This is a genomic window from Corynebacterium parakroppenstedtii, assembly GCF_019754935.1.
Classification (GTDB): Bacteria; Actinomycetota; Actinomycetes; order Mycobacteriales; family Mycobacteriaceae; genus Corynebacterium; species Corynebacterium parakroppenstedtii.
On the sequence record NZ_JAGSOA010000001.1, the window covers coordinates 456,844 to 482,796 of the forward strand.

The following is a 25,953-nucleotide window of genomic DNA, read 5'->3' on the forward strand; positions in this document are numbered from 1 at the left end:
AAAGGACTATGTCTCGCTCCCGACCTTTATCTTCTGGTTCTTTAGCCTCAGAAGAGTCCTCTTCCGTTGCTGCGCGGATGGATAGGCTCCCCGTCCTTCGGTCACACAAATTGATCACCATTGTGATCGGATTGGGAGTCTTCTTCGATCAATACGAGAACTTCCTGGCCCCCATCATGTCGACGGTGCTGAAGAAGCACTTTGACCTGGGCGGAACTCAGCTGTCGCTTGTTCTGGCGTCGGCGTTCTTGGGCCAATTTGTGGGCGCGCTCTGGATGGGCCGGTTAGCTGACCGCATCGGGCGGCAACATACCTTCATCATCAACTTATTGGTCTACTCGCTTGCCTCGATTGTGTGTGGTCTCGCGCCGCATCCCTCCGTTCTGATCCTCGCGCGGTTCGTCGCGGGAATCGGCATCGGCGGGGAATACGCGCTGGCAGACTCGTACCTTGCCGATATCCTCCCGTCCAAGGTGCGCGGCCGCTACATTGTCTGGGCCTACACGGTGAGCTTCTTCGGTGTGCCTCTGTCAGGGTTCCTCGCCCGGTGGCTCGTTCCCCTGGAGCCTTTCGGGTTCGACGGTTGGCGCTGGATGTTCATTATCGGCGGTGTCGGTGGATTAATCGTGTGGGCCATCCGCAGCTTTCTCCCCGAATCGCCGGTCTGGCTTGAGGCTCATGGCCACACGGAGGAGGCCGAAAAGATCGCGCGTCGTTTTGAGGATGAAGCACGAAAAGAGGGCCACACCCTCGCGGAACCGGACACCCGCGTGCGACCTGTCCACCAGAAGAATGTGCAGTTCTCGGAAGTGTTCGCCCCCGCGGTGAGGAAACGGACGCTCGTTGTCTCCATCATGAGTGTTCTTCAGGTATTCGGGTACTACGGTTTTGGCACGATCGCGACCCTCGCTCTGGCGGCGAAAGGGTTCGATGTCGTCGATTCCATTGCGTATACCGCAGTGACCTACATCGGTTATCCGGTCGGTTCGTTACTGATGGTGCCGCTGGTTGACCGATTCGAGCGCAAGCACCTCATTGTTGCCACCGCCATCATGATGGGCGTTTTCGGTCTCGTCTTCGGATTCTCACCTACACCCGCCGTTGTCATGATTGCCGGTGGATTGTTTACAGCGTCAAGCAACATGTTCTCCGGTGTCTACCACACCTATCTGGCGGAAAACTTCCCCACTCGTATTCGGGGTACGGCTGCTGGTTTCGCCTACTCCCTATCAAAAATCTCGGCGGGCGTCATGCCTTTCATCTTGCTGCCCATTCTTCATAGCGCCGGCCCCGGAACAGTATTCACTGTCGTAGCCATCGCCATGGTGATCATGATGATCGACATCGGAGTTTTCGGAGTGCGCACAACGGGACGCAACGCAGACATCGAAGACCATCTGTGATCGAGGACGTCTAATTCTGCACCCCTAGCATCGTGGCCAATTCCGGTGTCCAACTATCGACCCGCACCGAGGTAGACCCGCAGTTAAACATGTCTGGGGTGCAATACATTCGCACCTTTTCATTTTCATTGCCGACGTCATTATTGCCGACGCCGCTACCGCCGGCATCACTCTCTTCGGCGACGGCGGAGGCGCCATTGATGGCGTCGGGACGCGTGCCAAGGAATGTGTAACCACACGACAGCGAAACCGCTTGGGACGCAGCATTCGTCGGCCAGCTTTCGGATACCGCAATGCCGAAGCCGCAATACGTAAATGCCACAGTGAGTGCGGCTCGTCGGGCCTGAGTTCCATAGCCGTGCCCTTGAAAAGGCCTCAAGATATACGACCCGGTCTCGACGTAGCTATCACCGGCTTTGAGGCCGAGGTCACGAAGGAGTCCGCGCAGCTCCTCCCCGTCTGAGGAGGCAGAGCCAGGAATTCGACGCCGGCGGAGATCAATAACCCCAATAAACTCGCCGTGATGCCGGATAACTAAGGACAAGGTCCACTCGGGCGAGGATGGGTCGCCGGCCCCAAGGCTTGCCATCGTGCTCAGGTGGAACGCAGCGTTGGAATACTTCGGCGCACCGATCCATGGAAAAACCTCGGGACCTGTGGGATCGGCGAACACATCATCCACTCGGGACACCGCGCGAACGGCGTCGGAAATGGCCTGCTCATCCATAGGCCGGAGCTCCAGTGCACCCGCCCTTATGTGCAGGCCGGACGGCGGCCAAATCTCAGGTGGTAACACGGCGGTCCCCTACCCCACAGCTAATTGTCGAGACTGTCCGCAATCCGAGTTCCAACCTCATCAGTGCGTATGCTGCTATCCCTCGAGGCAACATCGTTGCGGACTGCGGCCTCGATGGCATCGGCTTCGTCGGTCTTACCCAAGTGCCGGAATAACAACGCACCCGACAAAATAGCAGCCGTCGGATCCGCGATACCCTTCCCAGCAATATCAGGAGCAGAGCCATGCACGGGCTCAAACATGGATGGATTCGTGCCGGTCGCGTCGATATTGCCCGATGCAGCCAAGCCGATGCCACCGGTGACAGCTCCAGCTAAGTCGGTGATAATGTCGCCGAAAAGATTATCTGTCACGATGACGTCGAAGCGCGACGGGTCAGTGACCATATAAATTGTCGCCGCGTCGATGTGGCAATAATCCACGGCAACGTCTGGATACTCCCGGGCAACCTGGTCGACGGTGCGTTGCCACAGTCCACCTGCATACACCAGGACATTAGTTTTATGGACCAGTGTTACCTTCTTGCGTCGCTCCTGAGCACGGTCAAAGGCGTAGCGGACAACACGTTCAACCCCGTACCGAGTGTTCACACTTGTTTCGTTGGCAACCTCGTGAGGCGTATCGACCCGAATCGAACCGCCGTTTCCGGCATAGAGTCCCTCGGTGCCCTCACGGACGACGATAAAGTCAACCTTCCCCGGATTCGACAGCGGCGAGGCTACCCCCGGATACAGGACTGATGGGCGTAGATTGACATGGTGATCGAGGGCGAATCGCATCTTCAGCAGAAGGCCACGCTCCAGTACCCCCGATGGAACTGTCCTGGGATCACCAACGGCCCCGAGCAGAATCGCATCGTGCTCGCGCAAGGAGGCGAGATCGTCATCAGTAAGAAGCTCCCCGTTGCGAAGGTACCGGCGGGCGCCGAGGTCGTATTCCGTGGTCTCAATGGACTCGCCGCTCCCCGCCAACGCAGCTCGCATCACTTTGAGCGCTTCCGCCGTTACTTCTGTGCCGATCCCGTCGCCAGGGATAACCGCAAGTTTCATATCCTGAGATACCTTTCTCACATCACGGGTTTCTTGTGAGTCTAACCGATCGCCGACGCTCCAGCCATACGTTTAAGCAGCGCGCGGGATTCGTCGTCATTTAGTGTTGCTGCCTGGAGCCGAGCCAGAGCGTCGGCACCATCAAAGTTCACACCAATAAGGACAATTTCCGACGACGGAGCCTCCGACGCCTGCGACCACAACGCTGCAGGTGAGATCGTTAAGTTCGGGCCGGCCTGGGACCACATCTGAATGAGCTCCGGGCGGTCAGCGATCCAACAATGCCCTTTTGACCGAACCAAACCGCGCATTGATTTCACGGCTGCAATGAGACGGCGCTGGTCAAATGGCCGTTGGGACCGAAACGCCACTGAGGAAATCCCGTACTCTTCGGTTTCCGGAGTATGTGGATTCGCGAGCTCATCAAGGTACCCGGGAGCTGCAGCCGACTCCTCAACGTCATAAAGATGCGCATCGAGCACGGCTTCCATCGGAATCTCGCCATTGACGACGCGACGTATGCGGGCACGTGGGTTCATGGCGTGAACTGCGTCTTCAGTTGCCTGGGCGAGTTCATCACGAACCAGGTCACATTTCGTCACAAAGATCATGTCGGCAAACTCGACTTGGTCGACAAGGAGCTCAGCAACCGTGCGGTCATCATCGGGAGCGGCCTCCAAACCTCGATCAGATAGTCGTCCCCGTTTGTGCATCTGAGGCAGGAACGTCGTCGCATCGACCAGGGTCACCATCGTGTCGATCGGAGCGATGCCACCTAGATGGACCCCGTCGGAGAATTCCCACTCGAAGGTCGCGGCGACAGGCATCGGCTCTGAGATCCCCGTTGACTCGATAACAATGTGGTCGAACTTTTGGCTCGCCGCGAGCGACGCCACCGATTCAACGAGATCTTCCCTTAATGTGCAGCAAATGCAGCCATTGGAGAGCTCGACCATACGGTCACTTCCACGCTCAAGGTGCCCCTCACCCGCGATGAGCGCTGCGTCAATATTCACTTCCGAAAAGTCGTTGACGATCACCGCGATTTTGCGGCCAGCGCGGTTGGCCAACAAGTGGTTGAGGAGCGTGGTTTTCCCCGAACCGAGGAACCCGGACAAAACCGTCACCGGCGTCGGCCGAAAGTCGGTCATGCCGGCGTTTCGGACGTTTTCTCTTATTACGTCGTCCATATGGCGCTCTTCAAACACTGTGCATCCCCTTAACGTCTCTCCGCGTCAGTCGCAGCTCAGAGCTCGACATGACGCACTAGTTGAGATGGAGGAAGGTAGTCAGCCAAAGCTAGTCAGCCAGTTCCCGGCGCGGTTGGCTGACTACACATCCTCCAAAGCGTTAATGATACACACTGTCAATAGTGGTGGCTGTCGCCGATCCAGCCAGACATGCCTTCTTAATCAAAATCGAGCGCAATAGCGTACTCGGCATCCAAGGACGCCTTCATCGACTCCATCACATCGTCAGGAACCGCCTTATCCACCCTAAGGACTAGCGTGGCGCCAGTCCCGGCCTTATCCTGCGACAATGCCGCGGCCTCGACGTTAATTCCACGCTCGCCCAACTGGGATCCGACGGCACCCAAGGCGCCCGGGCGGTCCTTGTAGTGCAGGAACACGTTCCGACCTTCCGCGCGCAGATCCAACCCTCGGTCGTTGATGCGGACAATCTTTTCCACACCGTCTAAACCAGTCAGGGCCCCCACGACCGACACAGTGTCGCCCGTATTCGTCACCAGCCGAACCTCTACAACAGAGCGGTGCAACACCGATTCGGCAGCCGTCGTCACAGCGAGTTGGACCCCGCGATCCTCAGCAATAGCCGGGGCATTAACAAATGTCACCTTTTCATCCACCGTGCCCGCGAACACGCCCCGCAACGCTGCAAGGCCCAAGGCGTCGACGTTTTCCGATGACAGCTCACCCCGCGCAATAACTTCCACCGACGTCGTCGCACTATGCTGAATTGCCGACGCCAACACTGCCAGCTTGCGCGTCAGGTTCAGCCACAGAGAAACCTCTTCGCCAATAGCCCCGCCGGACACGTTCACCGCGTCGGGGACAAATTCTCCCGCGAGGGCAAGCAAGACGGATTTCGCTACATCTGTCCCAGCGCGATCCTGCGCCTCCACCGTCGACGCGCCTAGGTGAGGTGTCACCACGACTTCGGGCCGGTCGAACAGCGGAGAATCCGTGCACGGTTCCGTGGCGTACACATCCACACCCGCGCCACGAATGTGGCCGGAATCGATCGCACGAGCCAGTGCTTCTTCGTCGATAAGACCACCGCGAGCAGCATTAACGATAATCTGCCCCTTCTTCGCCTTCTCAAGGAGAGCGTCATTGAACATGCCCGCCGTCTCCTTGGTCTTGGGGAGGTGGATGGTGACGAAATCAGACACCGCCATCAGCTCCTCGAGGTCAATGAGTTCAACCCCCAACTGTGCGGCACGAGCAGGGTTCGCGTAGGGGTCATAAGCAACAATACGTTCAACATCGAAGGCAGCGAGACGCTGAGCAAAGAGCTGCCCAATATGTCCAAAGCCGACGATACCCACGGTCTTGCCGTAGACCTCGACGCCTTTGAAGGAAGACCGTTTCCACTCGCCTTGCCGCAGCGATTGATCGGCCTGAGGTATCTGGCGGGCCGCAGCCAGCAGCAAAGTGATCGCATGTTCGCAGGCTGAGTGGATATTCGACGTGGGCGCATTGACCACCATCACTCCACGCTGCGTTGCGCCCTCAATGTCAACATTGTCCAATCCGACACCCGCTCGGCCAATGATTTTCAGCTCTTTGGCGGCGTCGAGAACTTCTTCATCCACCGTGGTGGCGGAACGTACTAGGAGCGCATCTGCCTCTGGGACGGCAGCCAGGAGCTCAGCACGGTTAGGCCCATCTACCCACCGGACCTCAACGCCATCCCCTAGCGCCTCGATTGTTGATTGAGCAAGCTTGTCAGCGATAAGAACCACAGGTAAGCAGTTGTGATTCACGATTTGGTCCTCCTAGTAAAACAGCGCACGGTCAGGTGCACTCCATCGTGTGGGTTGGGTCTGTGAACAGGTATACGGCCCGGATACGCGGGCGCAGATATACAAAAAGCATAGCCCTCCTACCAGCACATTATGGTGAAATAAGAGGACTATGCTGAATAATATCCCTTTTTTGGGATAATTTAAGCGGTTTCGTCCAACGGGTTAGCGATCCAGCTCATCATGGAGCGCATGTCTTTGCCTGCCTTCTCCAGCGGATGGTTCGCATATTCTTCGCGCAGCCCCTTCAGGCCAGGCTGGCCAGCGTCAACATCCTTGAACATGGCATCGACAAAGGTGCCGTCCTGGATCTCGGAGAGAACCTTCTTCATCGACTCCTTGACGTGGTCATCAATGATCTTTGGTCCCGAAACATAACCACCGAACTCAGCGGTTTCCGAAATCGAGTAATTCATATTCGACAGGCCACCCTCGAAGATGAGGTCGACGATCAGCTTCATCTCGTGGCACACCTCGAAGAACGCCATCTCCGGTGCGTAACCAGCTTCGACAAGAACCTCGAAGCCCGTCATCATCAGCTTTTCCAAGCCACCACAGAGGACTGCCTGCTCACCGAAGAGGTCGGTTTCGGTCTCTTCGCGGAAGGTGGTCTCGATAACTCCTGCACGTCCAGCGCCGATAGCGGCCGCATAGGACAGTGCCAAGGCTGTGCCCTCTCCGCTCGGATCATTTTCCACGGCAATCAACGACGGAACGCCCTTGCCCTCCGTAAACTGGCGACGAACCAGGTGGCCGGGCCCCTTCGGTGCAACCATGCCCACCGTCACTCCCTTAGGAGCGACGATCTTCTTGAAGTGAATGTTCAAACCGTGGGCGAAGAAAATCGCGTCCCCGTCTTTCAGATGAGGTTCAATCTCATTCTTGAAGATCGTGATCTGCGACGTATCAGGAGCCAAGATCATGATAAGATCTGCCCACTCAGCGGCCTCAGCGTTAGATAACACTTCAAAGCCAGCTTCTTTGGCCTTCTCCGCAGACTTCGAACCCTCGCGCAGGCCGATACGGACCTCGACGCCAGAATCACGCAAGCACTTAGCGTGTGCGTGGCCCTGTGAGCCGTAGCCAATCACCGCTACTTTGCGGCCTTGGATAATGCTCAGGTCTGCGTCATCGTCGTAATAAGTTTTGATTGCCATTGCAACTCCTTTCAAGAGTTCCACTTGTCGAGAAAATCATATCATAGGGTGAGACTAACGTTTGGGCATCATCGGATTCGCACCACGACTTAAAGCAACCACCCCCGAATACACTTGTTCGCGGATACCGAACGGGCGAAGGACATCCAACAAGGCAACCAATTTCCCGGGCTGCCCCGTCGCCTCAATGACCACCGACTCAGGTGCTACATCCACTACGCGAGCACGGAACAGGTTGGCAGCGTCGACGACCTGTGCCCGGTTCTCATTATTCGCCGCAACCTTCACCATCAACAGTGCACGGGAGACCATTTGATCGTCCTTCTGCCGAATAACCTTCAGCACCGGGACCAATTTATTGAGCTGTTTTGTGATCTGCTCAATAGAAACCTCATCTATTTCAACGACAATGGTGATCCGATTGACCCCCTCCAGATCGGTCGTGCCTGTCGTCATTGAAATAATGTTGAACGATCGCCGAGCAAACATCCCGGACAGCCGAGCAACAATGCCTGGCTGATCTTCCACTAAGAGACTCAACGTGTGTTGCATGCCCCTACTCCTCTCCCCCGCCGCGCTGGTCATCGGTTGCTGTGGTGGTTCCTTCCGCAGCCACCCGAGCCTGGTCCTCTTCAATAACGTCGCTCACCTCAGTAACAGACTCTTCATCAATCATCTGATCTGAGTCGAATAGTGGTCGCAGGTTGAGGGCGTACTGGATCTCATCATTCGAGTGTCCCGAGGCAACCATTGGCCAGACTTGCGCATCCTCACCAACAATGAAATCAATAACCACAGGCCGGTCATTGATCTCACGCGCTTTTTTGATCGTCGGCACGATGTCTTCTTCTTGAGTAACCCGGAAGCTCGCGCACCCCATCGACTCTGCCAACGAGACAAAATCTGGTAAATACTCACCCTTCGGGTGAAGACCGGTGTGCGAATAGTGGCTCTGATAAAACAAATTCTGCCACTGACGAACCATGCCCAAGTTGCCGTTATTAATAACCGCAACTTTAATTGGGAGATCGTTGACCGCGCAGGTCACCAGTTCCTGGTTAGTCATCTGGAAACAACCATCACCATCGATAGCCCAGACTTCTTTCCCCGGAGAGCCGGCTTGGGCACCCATTGCCGCGGGGATGGCATATCCCATCGTCCCCAGACCACCCGAGTTCAACCATGTCCGGGGTTGTTCATAATCGACGAACTGCGCCGCCCACATTTGGTGCTGCCCCACACCAGCACAATAAATTGCGTCAGGGCCAACTTCATCAGAAATAGCCTTAATGACGGCTTGAGGAGCTAACTTGCCATCGTCGGGATTTTCCCATCCCAATGCATAGGTCTTCTGCAAAGAGTGGAGGTAGTCAACCCAGCGACTACATTCAGGCTGCTTCAGGTTCTTTTTCTCGTACATGTTGGTAAGAGACTGAAGAACTTCCCGAGCATCCCCGACAATGGGAACCTCAACTTCACGAATTTTCCCGATCTCCGCGGGATCAATATCAGCATGGATAAACTTCGCCTCCGGAGCGAAGGACTCAACATCGCCTGTAACACGATCATCGAACCGTGTCCCGATGGCTATAACAACATCGGCTTTCTGCAATGAGGCGACAGCCGAGACGCTGCCATGCATCCCCGGCATCCCCATGTGCAGAGGATGAGAATCGGGGAAAGATCCCAGCGCCATTAACGTCGTCACCACGGGAATGCCCGTGGTCTCGACGAACTCTGCAAGCTCCGCGCTGGCATTAGCTTTAATCACCCCACCGCCGACATAAAGCACCGGGCGACGAGATTGCGCGATAAGATCCACAGCCTGCTTGATCTTCCGCGAGTGCGGCGACGTCGTCGGCCTGTAACCAGGAAGCTCTAGCTCAACAGGCCACTGGAACTCAGCAACTTGGTTCTGAATGTCCTTCGGCACATCCACAAGCACCGGGCCAGGCCGACCAGTAGATGCCAAGTGGAATGCTTCAGCAATCAGACGCGGGATGTCCTCGACTTTGGTCACCATGAAGTTGTGCTTCGTAACTGGAAGGGTCACCCCGCAAATATCAGCCTCCTGGAAAGCGTCGGTTCCCAATAAGTGCAGCCCCACCTGACCCGTAATCGCGACGACCGGAACAGAATCAATATTGGCATCGGCCAGCGGCGTAACAAGGTTTGTCGCACCGGGTCCTGATGTCGCAATGCACACGCCAACTTCACCGGTTGCTTGGGCATAACCAGTTGCGGCGTGTCCAGCACCCTGCTCGTGGCGGACCAGAATGTGATTGAGGGTGGTCGATTCGTAAAGGGCCTCATAGAGGGGAAGAACAGCACCACCCGGAAGTCCGAAAACAGTCCGGGCGCCCAATACCTCGAGGGTACGGACAATAAGCTCTGCGCCGGTGAGCTTCTCTTTTCGGACTTTCTGGGCGGGTTTCTTATGTGCTCCCGACTGCGTTGCCACAGTTGAAGCCGCAACCGTCGCCGGAGTGGGCGGTTGAGAGGGGGCGTTCACGGTTTTGTGCTCTCCTCACTGTGTTATCAGGGGTATTAGCCTCAGCGGAACTTTATCCCCGACGAATGAGCGCGATAGTGCCATCGTCGCGAGTTCCGACAAAGCATCGGATATGAAAAAAGCCCTTCTCGCGTGGTGCGAAAGGGCGGTGACGAGTAACCAGGAAAGCTAACGCCCTCTCGGTACTACAAGAATGATGGTGGTCATCGTTGCGCTCGTCATATGTAGAACTATAAAGGCACAGACACGTCAGACCAACTACGACCACGAAAAACCACTGGAATTGCCCGATAATGGCGCACTATCACCCCCAAATGGTAAGAAAAACGCCGAAACTCCGAGGAAAGCGCCACCACGAGAGCGACCTAGCACTCCCCTACCATCCCCGTGCTGATAGTTCACTGAGAATATTTACTGAGATCAGTGAAAAGATCATCCGCATCGTGGCCAACCGCACAATCTGGTGACTAAGTTTAGGTCTATGCCGTTCAAGTTCTATTTGACTTCCATGTGGGAGTGGGTGGCCAACACCGGTCTATCCCTTGCCATCTTGATCTGTATCGCCATACTCATACCGCGCATCGGTCGACTCGTGGTCCGCTGGGCGACGATCAAGATGAACGAGCACGAAGAACGGCGCGGAGAAATTGCCGACACCGAAGGCTACAAGGGGCGGTTAGCCATCCTCGGCGCACTGGTCTACATCGCGGAGGCCATCGCCTTCTTCTTCGTAGCCATCCGGATTCTTAAAGACTTCGGATTCTCGACGACCGGCGCGGCCGTTCCCGCAACCGTTGTTTCTGCCGCGGTTGCGTTTGGTGCGCAGAAAATCATCGCTGACTTCCTCGCTGGATTCTTCATCATTACCGAGCGGCAGTATGGCGTCGGTGACTGGGTCATCCTTCAGAATAAGGACGCCCCGGTGGAGGGAACAGTGACGGCTATTACCTTGCGGTCGACGACGGTGCGGACGATCAACGGCCAAGAGGCCGTGGTACCTAACTCGGTGCCACTGGTGGCCGTTAATGCCTCCTCTGGGTGGGCGAAGGCTCAGATCGACATCCCCGTTCCGCTTACCGCAGGTGACAATACTGAGGACCTGAACGCGCTCTTCGACGGGTGCGTGAACCGCACTCTGGCTAAACCTGAGATCGCGCGCCTCGTCAGCGACGACGCCGATGCCGTGAGCATCCTGCCCGCGCTGGATCTGATTCCACCGACATCGGCGGGCGTTCCGTGGAGCATCCAGTACCGCGTCCTTATCCGCGTCGAGCCGGGACAGCAATGGACTGTTGAACGTGCTCTTCGGTCAGCTGTCATGGATGAGATGTGGGCATCGTATTCCCGGTCAACTATTGAGAGCTTGCCGGGACTCACTCGGTCTTCAGGAGACTCGTACCATGCGCATGGTGATGGGCATGGTGACGAGCACCACGGTGAACGCAGTGGTGACGGTGCACACGCGTCGACAACTTCCGGCACAGACAAGGCGACCACCGGTGACAACACCCAGGCGTTGGATACAACACGTCGGTGGGCTGCGACACTGCAACACGAAGAAGACGAATTCGAAGGCCGGCCAACGTCGTCGGATGTGCAAGGGCCTGCGTCGTCAGAGACCGCCTCTGGTGTCGGGCCTAATGTCGGTGCCAATGGCAGCGGCACGGCCAGCGACTCGGAAACCGTCGTCTTCCCCTCGGCATCAGGCTCCGGATCAGGCTCTACGTCAGGCTCAACGGCGGAAACGCGAGTCTTCTCAGCCGAAGATGACACCACAGCTGCTGAACGTGCTGCCCAGGCCTCCGATCATGGGGTTAACCCGACCGATCGGGGGACCAGCAGCGCCGATGCTTCAGACGCAACAACGTCGAAGAAGGCAGAAGACACCCGTACGTCGCTAGAAAAAGAAGCGGAAGATGCGCAGCAAAATGGTCTGTTCAGGAGGATTTCGTATGAGCGACGGATCCAACGGCTCTTCTCGATCGGCGGACGGTGCCGCGCATCAACCAGTGCCATCGTGCTGGTTCTCATCATCTTGGTGATCCTCCAAGGGCTCACCTATGACGGCGGCGACCGCGGCTCTGGAATACTAGCCCCCTCGTCGTTCCAATCGCGTTCGGACAAGAAGGAGTCTGACGACAAATCGGAGAGCTCAGCTCCCACGACACCGGAGTCAAATACTCATTCTGAGAATCCGACTACGGAGCAAGATAGCAATAGCGAGAACGGCAGCAACACTCCAACGACAACGCCGAATCGCACGCAGCCCACGACGACCACCACGAATACGGAGAACAACCGGAACCAACAGAATTCCACGAATGGAAATCAAAATTCCGGGAATAACGGGAATACGGGATCCAATTCTGACGAAGACAACTCCGGTACCGGAGGGGCCAACCAACAGGACACTGATAGCAGCAACCAGGGCTCAGGGTCCGGCAACTCCAACAGTGGGAATGACAACTCCGGCCAGATGAATCTGAGCCACGGTCAAGGCGACAACAACACAGCATCTACAATGGCCCCATGAGTTCGACTCCGTCCGGCGAGCACACCCCAGGCTCTCACCCACGCCCACACCACGCACGACCAGGTCAGGGTGCGGGCCGACAGGCATCTCGCCCTGCGGCATCCTCACCCCGCACACAGAAGGATAAGATCAGGACAACGACGACCATCCGTCCCGACAGAATGAACCTCATCGGGGCGATCGTCATGTTCCTGATCTTCCTCATTTTCGTGGGCTATAAACCCGCCTACCTCTTCTGGGTGCTGATCTTCCCTATCCTCTTCGCCGTGTGGGTTCTCCGTGCTCGTACTGAGATCTCACCGACGGGTATTACCGCGCGGTATCTTTTCCGCTCCAGCCGAACACTATCCTGGGATGACTTCTCCGGTATTCAGTTCAGCCGTGGCGGACGAGCCTTTGCTGTGCCGAATGGGCCGGGTCACGGGGCGACTGATCAGCCTGCGGAGCGCGGACGCACAAGCCGGTCCAGGCAAAAACGCGATACCATCGCATTACCTGGAGTGACGTTTAATAACCTTCCGAAGCTTGCCAAGGCCTCCGGCGGACTCATCCCTGACCCTGTTACGCCGGGGCGAAACCGCGATGATGACGAGTTGACCACCGTCAATCGCGACGGGTACGCCGTCGTCAAGACCCGTGAGGAGGCGACGAAGGAGCACAATGCCAAACTCATCGCCGCCGAGATGGAACGACGACGCGCCGCCCAGCACTCCACATCCGACGAAACCTCGGAGACAAGCCACCGCGACCAGTCAGACACACCGGAAAAACCTGACCAGGATTAGCAGCGGCTGCCGACCATTCCAGACATCACACTGTTGAGGAGCCAACCCCCATGATCCCCCTACGATCGTCGGTCACTACCCAAGGCCGCAACGCCGCTGGAGCCCGCGCGCTATGGCGAGCGGCCGGCTTAAAAGATGGCGACTTTAACAAGCCCATCATCGCCATCGCGAACTCCTACACGCAGTTCGTTCCCGGCCATGTGCATCTCAAGGACGTCGGGGACATTGTCGCTGGTGCCATCCGTGAAGCCGGCGGCGTTCCGCGAGAGTTCAACACCATTGCCGTCGACGATGGAATCGCCATGGGCCACGGCGGGATGCTCTACTCACTCCCCTCCCGCGAAATCATCTCCGATTCCGTGGAATATATGGTCAATGCGCACGCCGCGGACGCAATTGTCTGCATTTCCAACTGTGACAAGATCACGCCGGGAATGCTCAATGCGGCCATGCGGCTTAACATTCCCGCCATCTTCGTGTCCGGTGGCCCCATGGAGGCAGGAAAAGCTGTCGTCGTCGACGGAGTTGCGCATACTCCAACCGACCTCATTACAGCGATATCGGCGTCGGCAAACGATAATGTCGACGACCGCGGGCTCTCTATCGTCGAAAATTCGGCGTGCCCGACCTGTGGATCGTGTTCAGGAATGTTTACCGCGAACTCGATGAACAGCTTGACGGAGGCGCTCGGGCTGTCACTCCCCGGTAATGGCTCCACTCTGGCTACTCATGCGGCCCGGCGCGCGCTCTTTGAGAACGCCGGGCGGATGATCGTTGATATGTGCCAGCGTTACTACAACCATGACGACGATAGTGTCCTCCCACGTAAGGTGGCCAATAAACATGCCTTCGATAACGCCATGACCCTCGACATGGCGATGGGTGGATCCACGAACACTGTTCTGCATATTCTTGCCGCGGCGCAAGAGGGCGACATCGATTTTGATCTTACCGACATCGACCGTCTGTCTAGGGAAGTTCCTTGTCTGTCCAAGGTCGCGCCGAATTCCAATTACCACATGGAAGACGTCCATCGTGCGGGTGGAATCCCTGCGATCCTCGGCGAGCTCAATCGCGCGGGGCTACTCCACGACGATGTGCACGCGGTTCATGCGCAGTCTCTGTCGGACTGGTTAGCGACCTGGGATATTCGCACGGATAACCCCACACAAATTGCTTTGGATTTGTTCCATGCTGCCCCAGGTGGCGTGCGAACAACGGTCCCATTCTCCACGGATAATAAGTGGGACGAACTTGACACGGACTCCGAAAACGGGTGCATCCGCGACGTGGGCCACGCTTATACCGCCGATGGTGGGCTGGTTATTCTGCGCGGGAACCTCGCTGAGGACGGAGCGGTCATTAAGGCTGCCGGAATTGATGAGTCGCTATGGCACTTCTCTGGGCCTGCCCACGTGTTGGAGTCACAAGAGGATGCCGTTAACGCTATTTTGAACAAGCAGATCAAACCCGGCGAGGTCGTCGTCATCCGGTATGAGGGCCCCGCCGGTGGTCCTGGGATGCAAGAAATGCTACATCCTACCGCGTTCTTGAAAGGCGCTGGCTTAGGAACCCAGTGCGCGCTGATCACGGATGGGCGCTTCTCGGGTGGCTCATCAGGTATTTCTGTTGGACATATTTCACCCGAGGCAGCACATGGTGGCTTGATTGGTCTTATTCACGACGGTGACACCATTACTATCGACGTCCACAAGCGCCAGCTCACCCTTGACGTGCCCGAGGACGTGTTGGCGGAGCGTCGTGAGAAGATGAACGCCTCTGAGCACCCGTGGCGTCCTCTCAACCGTCAACGTCGGGTGAGCAAGGCACTCCAGGCGTACGCGTCGATGGCAACCAGCGCTGATACAGGTGCTGTTCGGAAAGTCAACGACCGCCGGTAGTCCCCGGTTTCGAGTTTGCCATCATGCGCAACACGAACGGCCCCTCTGGGATCAACGGTCAGGGTTGAACCTGCGAGGGGCCGACTTTATGGGTTAGTTAAACGGGTTTGACTGGGCGACGACGACCCACACCGCTGCTCCCGCGAGCAATCCAATAATCGTGCTGAACCAGCCGCTCCCCAGCGGACGTCGAGCCCAACCGCGAGTGGCATCCACTCCCCACCTTCCGGGACCACTGAACGCCACACCGATAGATAATGCGGTGAGCAACACCCACACCTGTACGTGCGGAGCCATGTTAAACGGCGAGAATGCGCCCGGCTGGAGGTCGATGGAGTACATGGCCATAAAGCTCGATACCGCAACCGCCATGCAGGCGCCCAGCGGTGCAAGTACGCCCAATACGAGGAACGCTCCGGCGGCAGTTTCGATGATGGGCACGGCCCAGGCTAGGAGCTCATTGCCCTTCATGAAGTAGAAGTCGTTGTGCAATCCATCGACGCCGGAGCTGCCTCCTAGCTCGAAGAGGGTTCGGACACCGTAAAAGAGCAGCATCGCTCCCAGAGCCAGGCGAATGAGGAAGAGCCCGAAGTCGGTAGTTCCCCGGCGCGGGTCCTCATCCTCATAGATCTCGTCGTCGACGTCGACGTCACCAGTGCTATCGACCGGGCGGTCGTCGTCCTCTCCCAATGGGACAGCACCATCTCTATATTCACCGGCGACGCCATCGCTCGCCACGAGACCGGCAGCCACCCTGTCACCCTGACGGTCGTCGGAATAGTGAGCTCTATCAACGTGGTCACGGTCATAAGCGCCTGATGTCGGCATATCGACGCGTGTCTCGTTGATCTGCTCATCAGGTCGATCGACGTATGTGTCGTGGGGCGCGTAGCGCGACGCGGATTCCGGGGATGCACTCCTGTCGGCCGAAGCCGGGGTTGCCGACGCAGGTTCTTCCTCATCCATGGTGGCCATATTTAAATCTGACACCGGAGCGTTAGCGAAAACGGCATCCTCGTCCGACGTTGACCGCGCACCGGGAATATCCTCAGGCTGATCGAACAACGGATCATGAGTCTTCGCTTCCTGAGACTGCTCACGAGGTGTAATCACCTGTGGTGCGGCCCGTCCCGTCAAGGAATAAATGTCACGCCGTCCCCGTGGACGCTGCTCAACGACAGTGAGTTCGTCGGCTGCAAAATCTTCATCAGATGGCACTTCAGATTCTGGTTCACTACTAGCGACGTCGTGAGGCACATCGTGAGCTGTGACACGCTCAGGTTCGCCGGCCCCGCGATTATCTGCGTGATCATCCCTAGGATCATCATTGCCGGCACGAGTCTCCGATTCCGCAGGGGTAGCCGCAGAGCTAGCCGAACTAGCAGGCTTGACCGGCCGTGATCCGGCCACCGTCGGAATGTCGTCTAAATCATCCATTGCCTGAAGATCGTCTAGATCACGGGAATCACTCGCGTTGGATGACCCGCGTGACTTCTCATCCCACGGATCCAGCCCACGATGATCTATCGCCCCATATGACAATGACGGTGCAGACTTCTCCTGCACTTCGTGGGACTCCCCTTCTGCCGACGCAGTTTCACGTGCGGCATCGGCGCTATTCCCCGTCGATGTGGACGTATCAGATGTGGGCACATCGATCTCGTCCCGGGATTCGCGGTCAGGGATAGGGGTATCAGCTGTAGGGCCACTAGGTTTATTGCGGGACTTTCTTCCGAACATAACCCCACTTTAAAGGTGAACAGTGACACAACGCAGATAATTTACGTGGTGTGTCGATTAATATCCTTACAACCAGGGCAAATAGTGTTTGAGGCAGTCTCCGTTATCAACTACTCAGACGTGGACGCTGGCACACTTCCCGGCCGACCACCGGAGTTATCGGTTGATTTACCTTCTCCAGATGCTCCCCCATCACCCGACGTGTTCTCGTGTGAGGAAGCGTCGTGTGAGTCATCATCTGACTCCTCATCGAGCTCTTTCCTCACTGCTTCCCTCAGCTCCGCATTTTCAATATTTGACGCCCTGACAAGGTGGCGTAATTGTCGACGCTGCTTTGAGGTAAAGCGCTTCTTCGGATTGTCACGGCGCTCGACTAATTCGCTAATTCGATCACGACGTTCAGCCTCATCCTCAATGCGAGAATGCCCGCGGAACCAGGCAATCAACAACACAATAATAAGGAAAACGCCCAGGTAACCTAAGGCAGGATATACCGTCGCAATTAAGGATTTGAACCCCAGAAAGCTCAAAACAAATCCCGCCAATGTCGTGCCAATGAAAATAATGCGGAACTTGTCGGGACGCTTGGCCGATAGGCGTCGTCCCAATGAGTAAAACATTCCAATCGCGGTATTAAAGATCATGCCGTAAATAACCACGGCCATGACCCAACCAAGGCCGCCGTTGATGTTATCCACCAGGGAAAGCATGGGTAATGCGTCATCTTTAACCGTCGCCGTGGAGCACAATAAAGCAACTGCTGAAATGGTGAGCAAAATACCGAAGGTAAGGCCTCCGAAGAAGCCTCCCCACCCCGCCTCACGCGGGTACAGGTGAGAACCGCCAATAACAATGGCCATGGATACCGACAGAATTAATGACAGGCCCACATAGTTCAGACTCGACAACGCAAAGTTCGGGAAGCTATTGGGAATTGATGAGGCTACCTCACTGAGGTGCCCCCAAGAATCACTGCGATCAACGAAGGAATAGATCGACGCGGCGACAACAAAAACGATGATAAATGGCGTAATACCGCCAATGACGGCTGAAACTCTATCAACGTCCAACATGCCGGCTGCTAAAACGAGAACCAGCATGATGACCGAACCAGCCCACACTGGCCACCCCAGCTGCTGTTTGAGGTTCTCCCCCGCACCCGCGAACATCACGAATCCAATACAAAACAGCGTGGCAATAATGGCGAGATCGAGAAACTTGGATACCCAGGTGGGCAATGAGCCGGACAATACTTCATTGTGCTCATCAGCCATGTAATAGCTGCCCAGTTGCAGCACCGTGTACCCTGTTGCCGCCATGATCACCGAGGCAAGAATCGCACCCAGAATTCCCCACGTTCCGTAGGACACGAAATACTGCTGGATCTCCTGCCCCGACGCGAAACCCGCACCAACAATTAATCCAACAAAGGACAACGCAATACTTATTGTGCGTTTAACCACTGATCTAACTTTCTATCTATTCCGAATGTAACGATCGACTGCTATTCCCGATGCCCACTAGTTCACCGGGGTGCTTGACACCGTGGAACTTGAGCCAGTATCTCCCCCAGCGCTAGTACCTCCGCCCGCGCTGTCCTTCGCATCCGGCTCATCGATCTCTTCGGGTTCAGGAGCCTCATCAGACTTGGTATCACTCGTCACGTCGTCGCGAATAAGTTTCCGAAGATCGTCATCGTCCAGGTTCGAGTCCCCGATCAGGTGCCGGAGCCGACGAGCTTGTTTCGAGGTAAACCGCACATTCGGATCGAGCTTGCGCTCAGCAAGTTCGCGAGCCTCTTGGCGACGGCCTCCTTCGTCATGCATCGCAGTCCGTCCCCGGAACCAAGCAATGAACAGCAACGCGATGAGCACGAACCCGACATAGCCCATGATCGGGTAAACGCTGGACAGCAACGTCTTGAATCCGAAGAAGCTGACGGCAAAGCCGATCACGGTGACGACCGTGAACACGATCCGGAATTTCTCCGGGTGACGTGCGGTCAAACGACGTCCCAAGGAATAGAACAGGCCCAAGCAGGTGTTAAAGATCATCCCGTAGATGATCAGGGACATGATCACACCTAAGGCGGGGTGAATGTCGTCAACCAGCGTCAACATGGGCAGGTCGGACCCCTGAACGGTTTTGATCTTCAGGAAGAGCGACAAGGTGCTGATGATGAGCAGCACACCGAACGTGATGCCTCCCACGAGCCCACCGAGGCCGGCTTCACGCGGGTAAAGGTGAGAGCCACCAATAACAATGGCCATCGCCACATTGACCATAAGGACCAGGCCCGCGTAGTTAAGAGCACTGATCCACCAGTTTGGAAGATTGGTATCGACGTTCTGGGTAAGTGGTTCGAGATTCGACAGGCTTCCGTCAGTGTGCGTGTACGCCCATATCGCCGCGCCGACGAGGGCGACCACGATGAATGGTGTGATGGCGCCGATCACTGTGCTGACGCGATCGGCATCAAGCATTCCTGCGGCCAACACGAGAACCAGCAGAATCGCAGACCCCACCCACGATGGAATTCCGAACTGTTGGTTGAGGTTAGAGCCGCCCCCGGCCAGCATCACGAAGCCCACGGAAAACAGCGTGAACACAATGCCGATATCCAAAACCCATGACACCGTTTTTGTGCCGATGGTGCGTAAGACACCAGCATGCTCATCAGCTTGGAAATAGCTTCCTAGCTGCAACACAATCATTCCGGCAGCGGACATCAGGACCGCTACGACAACAGCCCCCCAGATCCCCATTTTTCCGAAGGCCACGAAATACTGGAGCACTTCCTGGCCAGATGAAAAGCCGGCGCCGACGATAAGGCCAACAACCGACATAGCAACAGCAATTGTTCTTTTGAACATCGAATCCTCAAGAAAGGGTTGATTAGCTTTCTATTGAGGAATCATACCGGGCGAGGGGCTATAACTAATAGTTAGTACAGCGTCCTAACTGCATTTGGCCACAATGAGCTGCTGAACACGAGCCGGATCAGCCTTGCCACGGGTCGCCTTCATTACTGCACCAACGATCGCGCCCGCTGCCTTCGTCTTCCCGCCCTTGATCTTCTCGACAATGTCGGGGTTAGCCGCCAAAGCCTCATCGACAGCTTTCTCGAGGGCGCCGTCGTCGCGGACAACTTCAAGCCCACGGTCCTTCACGACATTATCGACGACGGCCGGGCTTTCGGGATCATCAACATTTTCCTTACCCTCACCGGCGAGGACGCCATCGATAGCAGAGCGAGCCAGCTTATTTGTCAGCTTCCCCTCGCCGACGAGCCCCGCCACACGAGCAACCTGGCGAGGGCTAATGGGCAGCGCATCCAGCTCTACTTCCTGCTCATTCGCCTTTTGCGCCAGGTAGGAAACCCACCACGAACGCGCCTCAGTTGGCGTAGCGCCGGCTTCGACCGTGTCAGCCACGAGATCCAAGGCGCCCGCGTTCACGAGATCGCGGAGCTCCTCGTCGGAAAGCTTCCATTCCTTCTGGATCCGAGCACGGCGCACCCACGGAAGCTCAGGCAACGTCGCACGGATTTCCTCGACCCATTCAGATGGAGCAACGACGGGTGGTAAGTCAGGGTCGTTAAAGTAGCGGTAATCCGCCATCGTTTCTTTCGGACGGCCCTTCGACGTCGTGCCGTCGGTCTCCTGATAGTGCCGTGTCTCCTGGACAATCTCGACGCCGTGCTTCAGGCACTGAGCCTGACGCTGCATCTCGAACCGCACAGCCTGTTCCACTGAGCGCAACGAATTGATGTTCTTCGTCTCCGTGCGGGTACCGAATTCTTCCGTACCGATTGGGCGCAAGGACAGGTTCGAGTCAACACGCATCGAACCCTGGTCCATGCGGGCGTCCGAAACCTTGAGAGCTTTCATAAGATCACGCACGGCCGTGACATAAGCACGAGCCACTTCCGGCGCGCGTTCACCCGCACCCACGATGGGCTTGGTCACGATCTCGATCAGCGGCACACCAGCGCGGTTAGCGTCGACAAGGGACTTTGTTGCGCCAGCGATGCGACCACCCTGCCCACCGATGTGGGTCAACTTACAGGTGTCTTCCTCCATATGGGCGCGCTCAATCTCCACGCGGAACGTCGAACCATCATCGAGCTGAACATCCAAATAGCCGTCGTACGCGATCGGCTCGTCGTACTGGCTGATCTGGTAATTCTTCGGCTGGTCCGGGTAGAAGTAATTCTTTCGCGCAAACCGCGACCGCTCGGCGATCGAGCAATTGAGGGCCAAACCAATTTTAATTGCCCATTCGACGCCCTTCTTATTCACCACGGGCAGCGCGCCCGGCAAACCTAAACAGCACGGGTCGGCGTGGGAATTGGGGGCATCACCGAACTCAACCGAGGACGACGAAAACATCTTCGATTTCGTCGCGAGCTCAACGTGAATTTCCATTCCCATAACGGGATCAAACTGCGCGACGACGTCCTCATAATCCATAACATCGTCGGAATAATCCTGAATCGACTGAGCGGGAGAAGTCATAACCAACAGTGTAGCGCCAGAGTATTCAACAACTTGTAAAGGGACAACAGAGCCGAACACCTACACGTCGTTGCGGTCGAGGATGTCGCGCAACACATCGTCGTCAATATTCGACTCGCCGATGAGGTGGCGGAGCTGGCGCTTCTGTTTAGAGGTGAACCGCTTGGTGGGGTCCAACTTTCGCTCAGCCAACTCATGCAGTTTCCGACGTCGGTCCCCTTCTTCCTGAATCTGGATCCGCGATTTCCTCCACGAATAAACCAACACAATCATGAGGACGACACCGACATACCCCAAGATCGGATAGACATTCGACACCAGCGTTTTGAACCCGAAGAAGCTGATCACGAAAGCAACCAGGGCTGTCGCAACGAGCGTCGGGCGGAAGCGTTCCTCATGGTTTGCAGTCAACCGACGGGCCAGGGCGTAGAAAACGCCCAGTGCTGTATTGAAGATCATGCCGTAAATGACAATCGACATGACCCACCCGAACGGGCCGTTAAAATTCGCCGCGAGGGCCAGCATCGGAAGATCTGCGTCTTTGACGTCATCGACCTTCACGTACAGCGAGAATGCGATGACGATCAGCAAGAACCCGAAAATCAGGCCTCCGAGGCCGCCACCAATGCCGGCCTGACGCGGATAAAAATAGGAACCACCAATCACGATGGCCATGGACACACCACAAATAAGGTTGAAGCCCACATAGTTAAGCGCAGAAATCCACCAGTTCGGCAGGTTCGTGTTGATGGCCGTTGAGGACGCGTCTAAGTGACTGAAGTCAGGATGAATTCCGATCAACGTCACCAGCCCGACAACCGTGATACAGACAATGATGAACGGAGTAATCGCTCCAATAATGGCCGAGACTTTGGAAACATCTAGCATCCCTGATACCAGGACGAGGACCAGCAGAATCGTCGCACCCACCCACGTCGGAAGACCATATTGCTGCTTCAGGTTTGAACCCGCGCCTGCGAACATCACAAACCCTAGCGAAAACAGGGTGACCAGGATGCCGATGTCCAAAAAGATGGCCAGCAACTTGGTCGCGGAACTGTCAATGACCCTTTTGTGCTCTTGGGCTCGGTAATAGCTACCTAGGACAAAAACAGAGGTGCCGGCAATACTCATCAAAACCGCAGCGAGGACCACGCCCCACAAGCCCCAGTGTCCAAAAGCGACGAAAAACTGCAGCCCCTCCTGCCCCGAGGCTGTTCCCGCGCCAACGATCAGCCCCACAAAAGCTAAAGCGATCGAAAGCGTATTTCTGAACATGAGGAGTTCTCCTTGGAACAAGATCACCAGAGAGCCGGAAAGACTCAGCTACCACCGGGACAGGTTACTCGACTACACGGACAAAAACCGCCATTTAACACGATCGCTCGCATTTGTAACACACTATTAATGAAAAACAATGATGGCTGTCACAGCGGTTCCATAAGGTAAAAAGAATGAATCCGCTCCCCCACCGACAAACGTCGAAAAGCCAGCGAATACCGTCGACACCACTGGTTGCGACGCAATCACCACAATTACCTCATCGCAGACGGATATGGGCGTCGTTGTTGGGTACCCTCGTCCTGGTTATTGCCAGCGGATATGCGCAGGCACCCACACTGACAGCACACGCTGCACCGCCGACACCTCCCCGAGATATTTCCGTCGCTCCCGAATCAAATACCGAATACCGCCCAGACATGACGGCGGTGCAGACGGACTCGTACTCCATTTCGACGGCAAATCCCGTCTCGACGGCTGCCGCCCGCGATGTGTTAGCCGCCGGAGGAACCGCTGCTGATGCGCTAGTCACAGCGCAACTCGTGTTAGGGCTGGTGGAGCCTCAATCGTCGGGTATCGGCGGCGGGGGCTACATCCTGTATCACGACGCGGCGAGTGACTCTGTCACCGCCATCGATGGCCGCGAAACCGCACCCGACGACGCACCTGACACCTACCTGTCGCAGATATCCGCTACCGATACCCGCACACCGCAGCCCGACGCGCGACGTTCCGGTAGGTCAATCGGCGTACCGGGCATCATGGCCGCCTTAGGTACACTCCATGCTCAACACGGAAAAACGCAGTGGGGCGACCTTGTTCAACCGGCCATCACCCTCTCTGAGAACGGGTTCGACATCAGCCCTCGGCTCGCGACAACAATTGAGGACAATGCCGCAGACCTCGCTCGCGATCCAGAAGCTGCGGCCTATTACCTCAACCCGGACGGAACCGGAAAGAAAACCGGAACACGCCTCACCAACCCGGCCTATGCCACGACGCTGACATCACTCAAGCTGGGTGGCCCACAAGTGCTGTATACCGGGAAAATAGCCGACGACATCGTCGCCCGAGCACGCAGCAACCACGACGGAACCACGCCATCGTCCTTAACAACGGCTGATCTCGCGAAATATAATCCCACTGTAAAACAAGCGCTGTGTGGCCCCTACCGCACCCATATTGTCTGTGGTGCGCCCCCATCCACCTCGGGTGGCGTTACGGTAACAGCCACTCTGGGGATTCTTTCTCACGCGAATCTGTCCGCCATGAAACCGCTCAAGGTCGACGAGAATGGTGGTGTTCCCTCCCCCGAAGCGGTCCATACTATTTCTGAAGCAGAACGACTCACCTACGCGGACCGCGACGCCTACCTTGCTGATACCGATTTCGAGAACCTCCCCGACGGGGACTACACGAAATTACTCAACCCGGAGTACCTCGCGCAGCGATATTCGCAGATCAACCCAGAGAAATCCATGGGAACAGCGAAAGCCGGAACTTTCGACACGGACCACGCCCGCGGTGAGGATCAGCCCGAACACGGAACCAGCCACATTTCCGTCGTCGATTCGTATGGGAACGCGGCCAGCATGACAACGAGTGTGGAATCGGCATTCGGTTCATTCCACATGGTCGATGGGTTCATGCTCAACAATCAACTCACCGATTTCGAGGCAACACCCCGCGACGACGCCGGCCACCTCAAGGCGAACCGAGTGGAAGGCGGTAAACGGCCACGATCGTCCATGTCCCCCACGATCGTGTACACCACGACGAAGACCGGTGAGCGGGGGGACCTCTACGCCGTCGTTGGATCTCCCGGCGGAGCCGTCATTCCGCAATTCGTCATCAAAACATTGGTCGGCATCCTCGACTGGGGGCTAGACCCGCAGCAAGCCGTCGCTCTTCCCAATTTTGGGGCCCGTAACACACCGGACACCGGAATTGGTGGTGAGCATCCGGACATCGGACATAGCGGAACGGCCACGCCAGAGGCTCACGAACTGATCGACGGGCTCACATGTCGAGGGCACACCGTCAACCTCGACGAACAATCGAGTGGACTATCCGCCATCGTCCGAACTCGCGACGGACACCTCCTCGGTGGAGCAGATCCGCGTCGGGAAGGAACCGTCATGGGCGGGGCATTACCCGAAATAATTATCCGAAGAGGGCAGCCGCAGCCTCGTACCGTTCGATTGGAACAACCTTCAGCGTGCCCACGGCATCCTGGAGGCTGACCAGCCCGATGTTCTCTCCCTGGAGGGATGCAACGGTCCCGTATTTACCTTCGTGAGCTGCCCGACAAGCGTGAACACCATAACGCGTAGCCAGAACGCGATCATAAGCAGTCGGCGTTCCACCGCGCTGAATATGGCCCAAGACCGTTGTACGAACATCGTGGCCCAGGCGCTCATGGATGGCATCGGCTACTTGCTGGCCTACGCCGGTGAAAACCTCATGGCCGAATTGGTCAATCCCACCAGTTTTCAGTTCCATGGTTCCTTCTTTCGGGCGGGCACCCTCAGCAACGACAACGATTCCGTATTTCTCGCCCATCTGGAAGCGGCGTTCCATGGCTTTACAGATCTCGTCGATATCGAACGGAACCTCGGGAATCACAGTGTAATGAGCCCCACCGGCCATACCGGAATGAAGTGCAATCCAGCCGACGTGCCGACCCATGACCTCCACGACCATCACACGATTGTGCGACTCTGCGGTGGTGTGCAACCGGTCAATCGCGTCAGTGGCGACGGACACGGCGGTGTCGAAACCGAAGGTGTAGTCCGTCGCGTTGACGTCATTGTCGATGGTTTTAGGGACGCCCACCACAGGAATTCCGTTTTCATGAAGCCAGAGAGCACCTTTCAGCGTTCCCTCGCCACCGATGGGGATCAAGGCATCGACCCCGGCGTTCTCTAGGTTTTCCTTAATTTGTTCAATTCCTTCGCGGAATTTGTCGGGGTGCAAACGGCCCGTGCCCAAGATAGTTCCGCCCCGGAGGAGAACCCGGTCAATCTCCTCATCGTCGTAGAGCTGAATTCGGCGATCCTCGAGGAGCCCCACCCAGCCATCTTCATAGCCGACCACGGTGGAGCCATATTCAGAACTTGCGGTGCGGACAATCCCACGAATCACCGCGTTCAGTCCCGGGCAATCACCACCGGAGGTAAGAGTCGCAATACGCATAGTGACTACCCTAGCCGGATCGCCGCCATGTTGCCTAT

Annotated in this window: 18 protein-coding genes; 5 read left to right on the top strand and 13 right to left on the bottom strand. The window is 56.7% G+C overall.

Features of this window, described 5'->3' with window-relative positions; all coding sequences use genetic code 11:
- The first annotated feature begins 8 nt into the window (after positions 1-8).
- Complete coding sequence (locus tag KCQ76_RS01935) at positions 9-1,403, top strand: MFS transporter (RefSeq protein ID WP_046202494.1); 1,395 nt, start codon at positions 9-11, stop codon at positions 1,401-1,403.
- 10 nt (positions 1,404-1,413) lie between these two features.
- On the opposite strand, the gene KCQ76_RS01940 is transcribed toward KCQ76_RS01935, so the two are convergent.
- From KCQ76_RS01940 to KCQ76_RS01970, 7 genes are all read right to left on the bottom strand, one after another.
- Positions 1,414-2,130 (bottom strand): GNAT family N-acetyltransferase, encoded by a 717-nt coding sequence (locus tag KCQ76_RS01940; protein ID WP_046202495.1) that lies wholly within the window; start codon positions 2,128-2,130, stop codon positions 1,414-1,416.
- Between the two features lie 89 nt (positions 2,131-2,219).
- Positions 2,220-3,248: a 3-isopropylmalate dehydrogenase gene (locus KCQ76_RS01945; protein ID WP_046202496.1), complete on the bottom strand. Its 1,029-nt coding sequence runs from the start codon at positions 3,246-3,248 to the stop codon at positions 2,220-2,222.
- 41 nt (positions 3,249-3,289) lie between these two features.
- The gene (locus KCQ76_RS01950; protein ID WP_231725269.1) at positions 3,290-4,438 is read right to left on the bottom strand and encodes a GTP-binding protein; all 1,149 of its coding nucleotides are present in this window, start codon (positions 4,436-4,438) and stop codon (positions 3,290-3,292) included.
- Between the two features lie 218 nt (positions 4,439-4,656).
- Positions 4,657-6,255 carry a phosphoglycerate dehydrogenase gene (gene serA / locus KCQ76_RS01955; RefSeq protein ID WP_046205131.1) on the bottom strand — a complete coding sequence of 533 codons (1,599 nt, stop codon included), beginning with the start codon at positions 6,253-6,255 and terminating at the stop codon, positions 4,657-4,659.
- Between the two features lie 182 nt (positions 6,256-6,437).
- The gene (ilvC, locus tag KCQ76_RS01960) at positions 6,438-7,451 is read right to left on the bottom strand and encodes a ketol-acid reductoisomerase (RefSeq protein WP_046202498.1); all 1,014 of its coding nucleotides are present in this window, start codon (positions 7,449-7,451) and stop codon (positions 6,438-6,440) included.
- 54 nt (positions 7,452-7,505) lie between these two features.
- Positions 7,506-8,003 carry an acetolactate synthase small subunit gene (gene ilvN / locus KCQ76_RS01965; RefSeq protein ID WP_046202499.1) on the bottom strand — a complete coding sequence of 166 codons (498 nt, stop codon included), beginning with the start codon at positions 8,001-8,003 and terminating at the stop codon, positions 7,506-7,508.
- 4 nt (positions 8,004-8,007) lie between these two features.
- Positions 8,008-9,963, bottom strand: coding sequence for an acetolactate synthase large subunit (locus KCQ76_RS01970; RefSeq protein ID WP_046202500.1), 1,956 nt, complete (start codon positions 9,961-9,963; stop codon positions 8,008-8,010).
- 481 nt (positions 9,964-10,444) lie between these two features.
- Here KCQ76_RS01970 and KCQ76_RS01975 point away from each other — a divergent pair, with 481 nt between their 5' ends.
- Genes KCQ76_RS01975 through ilvD form a run of 3 tightly spaced genes read left to right on the top strand, consistent with a single transcriptional unit; the run spans position 10,445 to position 15,182 of the window.
- Positions 10,445-12,496: a mechanosensitive ion channel family protein gene (locus KCQ76_RS01975; RefSeq protein WP_052722212.1), complete on the top strand. Its 2,052-nt coding sequence runs from the start codon at positions 10,445-10,447 to the stop codon at positions 12,494-12,496.
- The gene (locus KCQ76_RS01980) at positions 12,493-13,281 is read left to right on the top strand and encodes a PH domain-containing protein (protein ID WP_082089780.1); all 789 of its coding nucleotides are present in this window, start codon (positions 12,493-12,495) and stop codon (positions 13,279-13,281) included. The genes KCQ76_RS01975 and KCQ76_RS01980 overlap by 4 nt, the downstream gene beginning before the upstream one ends.
- Before the next feature lie 50 nt (positions 13,282-13,331).
- Positions 13,332-15,182, top strand: coding sequence for a dihydroxy-acid dehydratase (ilvD, locus tag KCQ76_RS01985; RefSeq protein ID WP_046202501.1), 1,851 nt, complete (start codon positions 13,332-13,334; stop codon positions 15,180-15,182).
- 93 nt (positions 15,183-15,275) lie between these two features.
- Here ilvD and KCQ76_RS01990 read toward each other — a convergent pair whose 3' ends face one another.
- From KCQ76_RS01990 to KCQ76_RS02010, 5 genes are all read right to left on the bottom strand, one after another.
- The gene (locus KCQ76_RS01990) at positions 15,276-16,922 is read right to left on the bottom strand and encodes a DoxX family protein (RefSeq protein ID WP_052723053.1); all 1,647 of its coding nucleotides are present in this window, start codon (positions 16,920-16,922) and stop codon (positions 15,276-15,278) included.
- Positions 16,923-17,032: 110 nt separating this feature from the next.
- On the bottom strand, positions 17,033-18,385 hold the full coding sequence (locus KCQ76_RS01995) for a YkvI family membrane protein (protein ID WP_046202502.1): 1,353 nt from the start codon (positions 18,383-18,385) through the stop codon (positions 17,033-17,035).
- Between the two features lie 57 nt (positions 18,386-18,442).
- Positions 18,443-19,795 carry a YkvI family membrane protein gene (locus KCQ76_RS02000; protein WP_046202503.1) on the bottom strand — a complete coding sequence of 451 codons (1,353 nt, stop codon included), beginning with the start codon at positions 19,793-19,795 and terminating at the stop codon, positions 18,443-18,445.
- Positions 19,796-19,879: 84 nt separating this feature from the next.
- Positions 19,880-21,439, bottom strand: a complete 1,560-nt coding sequence (gene gatB, locus KCQ76_RS02005; RefSeq protein ID WP_046202736.1) for an Asp-tRNA(Asn)/Glu-tRNA(Gln) amidotransferase subunit GatB — start codon at positions 21,437-21,439, stop codon at positions 19,880-19,882.
- Positions 21,440-21,499: 60 nt separating this feature from the next.
- Positions 21,500-22,717, bottom strand: coding sequence for a YkvI family membrane protein (locus KCQ76_RS02010; RefSeq protein ID WP_102215082.1), 1,218 nt, complete (start codon positions 22,715-22,717; stop codon positions 21,500-21,502).
- 176 nt (positions 22,718-22,893) lie between these two features.
- Here KCQ76_RS02010 and KCQ76_RS02015 point away from each other — a divergent pair, with 176 nt between their 5' ends.
- Complete coding sequence (locus tag KCQ76_RS02015) at positions 22,894-24,963, top strand: gamma-glutamyltransferase family protein (RefSeq protein WP_231725268.1); 2,070 nt, start codon at positions 22,894-22,896, stop codon at positions 24,961-24,963.
- Here KCQ76_RS02015 and KCQ76_RS02020 read toward each other — a convergent pair.
- On the bottom strand, positions 24,884-25,915 hold the full coding sequence (locus KCQ76_RS02020; protein WP_046202504.1) for a 6-phosphofructokinase: 1,032 nt from the start codon (positions 25,913-25,915) through the stop codon (positions 24,884-24,886). The genes KCQ76_RS02015 and KCQ76_RS02020 overlap by 80 nt on opposite strands.
- Between the last annotated feature and the right edge of the window lie 38 nt (positions 25,916-25,953).

Excerpts from the sequence above, each read along its gene's own strand:
- KCQ76_RS02000 (WP_046202503.1), bottom strand. The coding sequence starts at position 19,795 with ATGTTCAAAAGAACAATTGCTGTTGCTATGTCGGTTGTTGGCCTTATC.
- KCQ76_RS01945 (WP_046202496.1), bottom strand. The coding sequence starts at position 3,248 with ATGAAACTTGCGGTTATCCCTGGCGACGGGATCGGCACAGAAGTAACG.
- KCQ76_RS01935 (WP_046202494.1), top strand. The coding sequence starts at position 9 with ATGTCTCGCTCCCGACCTTTATCTTCTGGTTCTTTAGCCTCAGAAGAG.
- KCQ76_RS01990 (WP_052723053.1), bottom strand. The coding sequence starts at position 16,922 with ATGTTCGGAAGAAAGTCCCGCAATAAACCTAGTGGCCCTACAGCTGAT.
- KCQ76_RS01975 (WP_052722212.1), top strand. The coding sequence starts at position 10,445 with ATGCCGTTCAAGTTCTATTTGACTTCCATGTGGGAGTGGGTGGCCAAC.
- KCQ76_RS01940 (WP_046202495.1), bottom strand. The coding sequence starts at position 2,130 with ATGGATGAGCAGGCCATTTCCGACGCCGTTCGCGCGGTGTCCCGAGTG.
- KCQ76_RS01980 (WP_082089780.1), top strand. The coding sequence starts at position 12,493 with ATGAGTTCGACTCCGTCCGGCGAGCACACCCCAGGCTCTCACCCACGC.
- ilvC (WP_046202498.1), bottom strand. The coding sequence starts at position 7,451 with ATGGCAATCAAAACTTATTACGACGATGACGCAGACCTGAGCATTATC.
- KCQ76_RS02015 (WP_231725268.1), top strand. The coding sequence starts at position 22,894 with ATGAATCCGCTCCCCCACCGACAAACGTCGAAAAGCCAGCGAATACCG.
- KCQ76_RS01950 (WP_231725269.1), bottom strand. The coding sequence starts at position 4,438 with ATGGACGACGTAATAAGAGAAAACGTCCGAAACGCCGGCATGACCGAC.
- ilvN (WP_046202499.1), bottom strand. The coding sequence starts at position 8,003 with ATGCAACACACGTTGAGTCTCTTAGTGGAAGATCAGCCAGGCATTGTT.
- gatB (WP_046202736.1), bottom strand. The coding sequence starts at position 21,439 with ATGACTTCTCCCGCTCAGTCGATTCAGGATTATTCCGACGATGTTATG.
- ilvD (WP_046202501.1), top strand. The coding sequence starts at position 13,332 with ATGATCCCCCTACGATCGTCGGTCACTACCCAAGGCCGCAACGCCGCT.
- KCQ76_RS02010 (WP_102215082.1), bottom strand. The coding sequence starts at position 22,717 with ATGTTCAGAAATACGCTTTCGATCGCTTTAGCTTTTGTGGGGCTGATC.
- KCQ76_RS02020 (WP_046202504.1), bottom strand. The coding sequence starts at position 25,915 with ATGCGTATTGCGACTCTTACCTCCGGTGGTGATTGCCCGGGACTGAAC.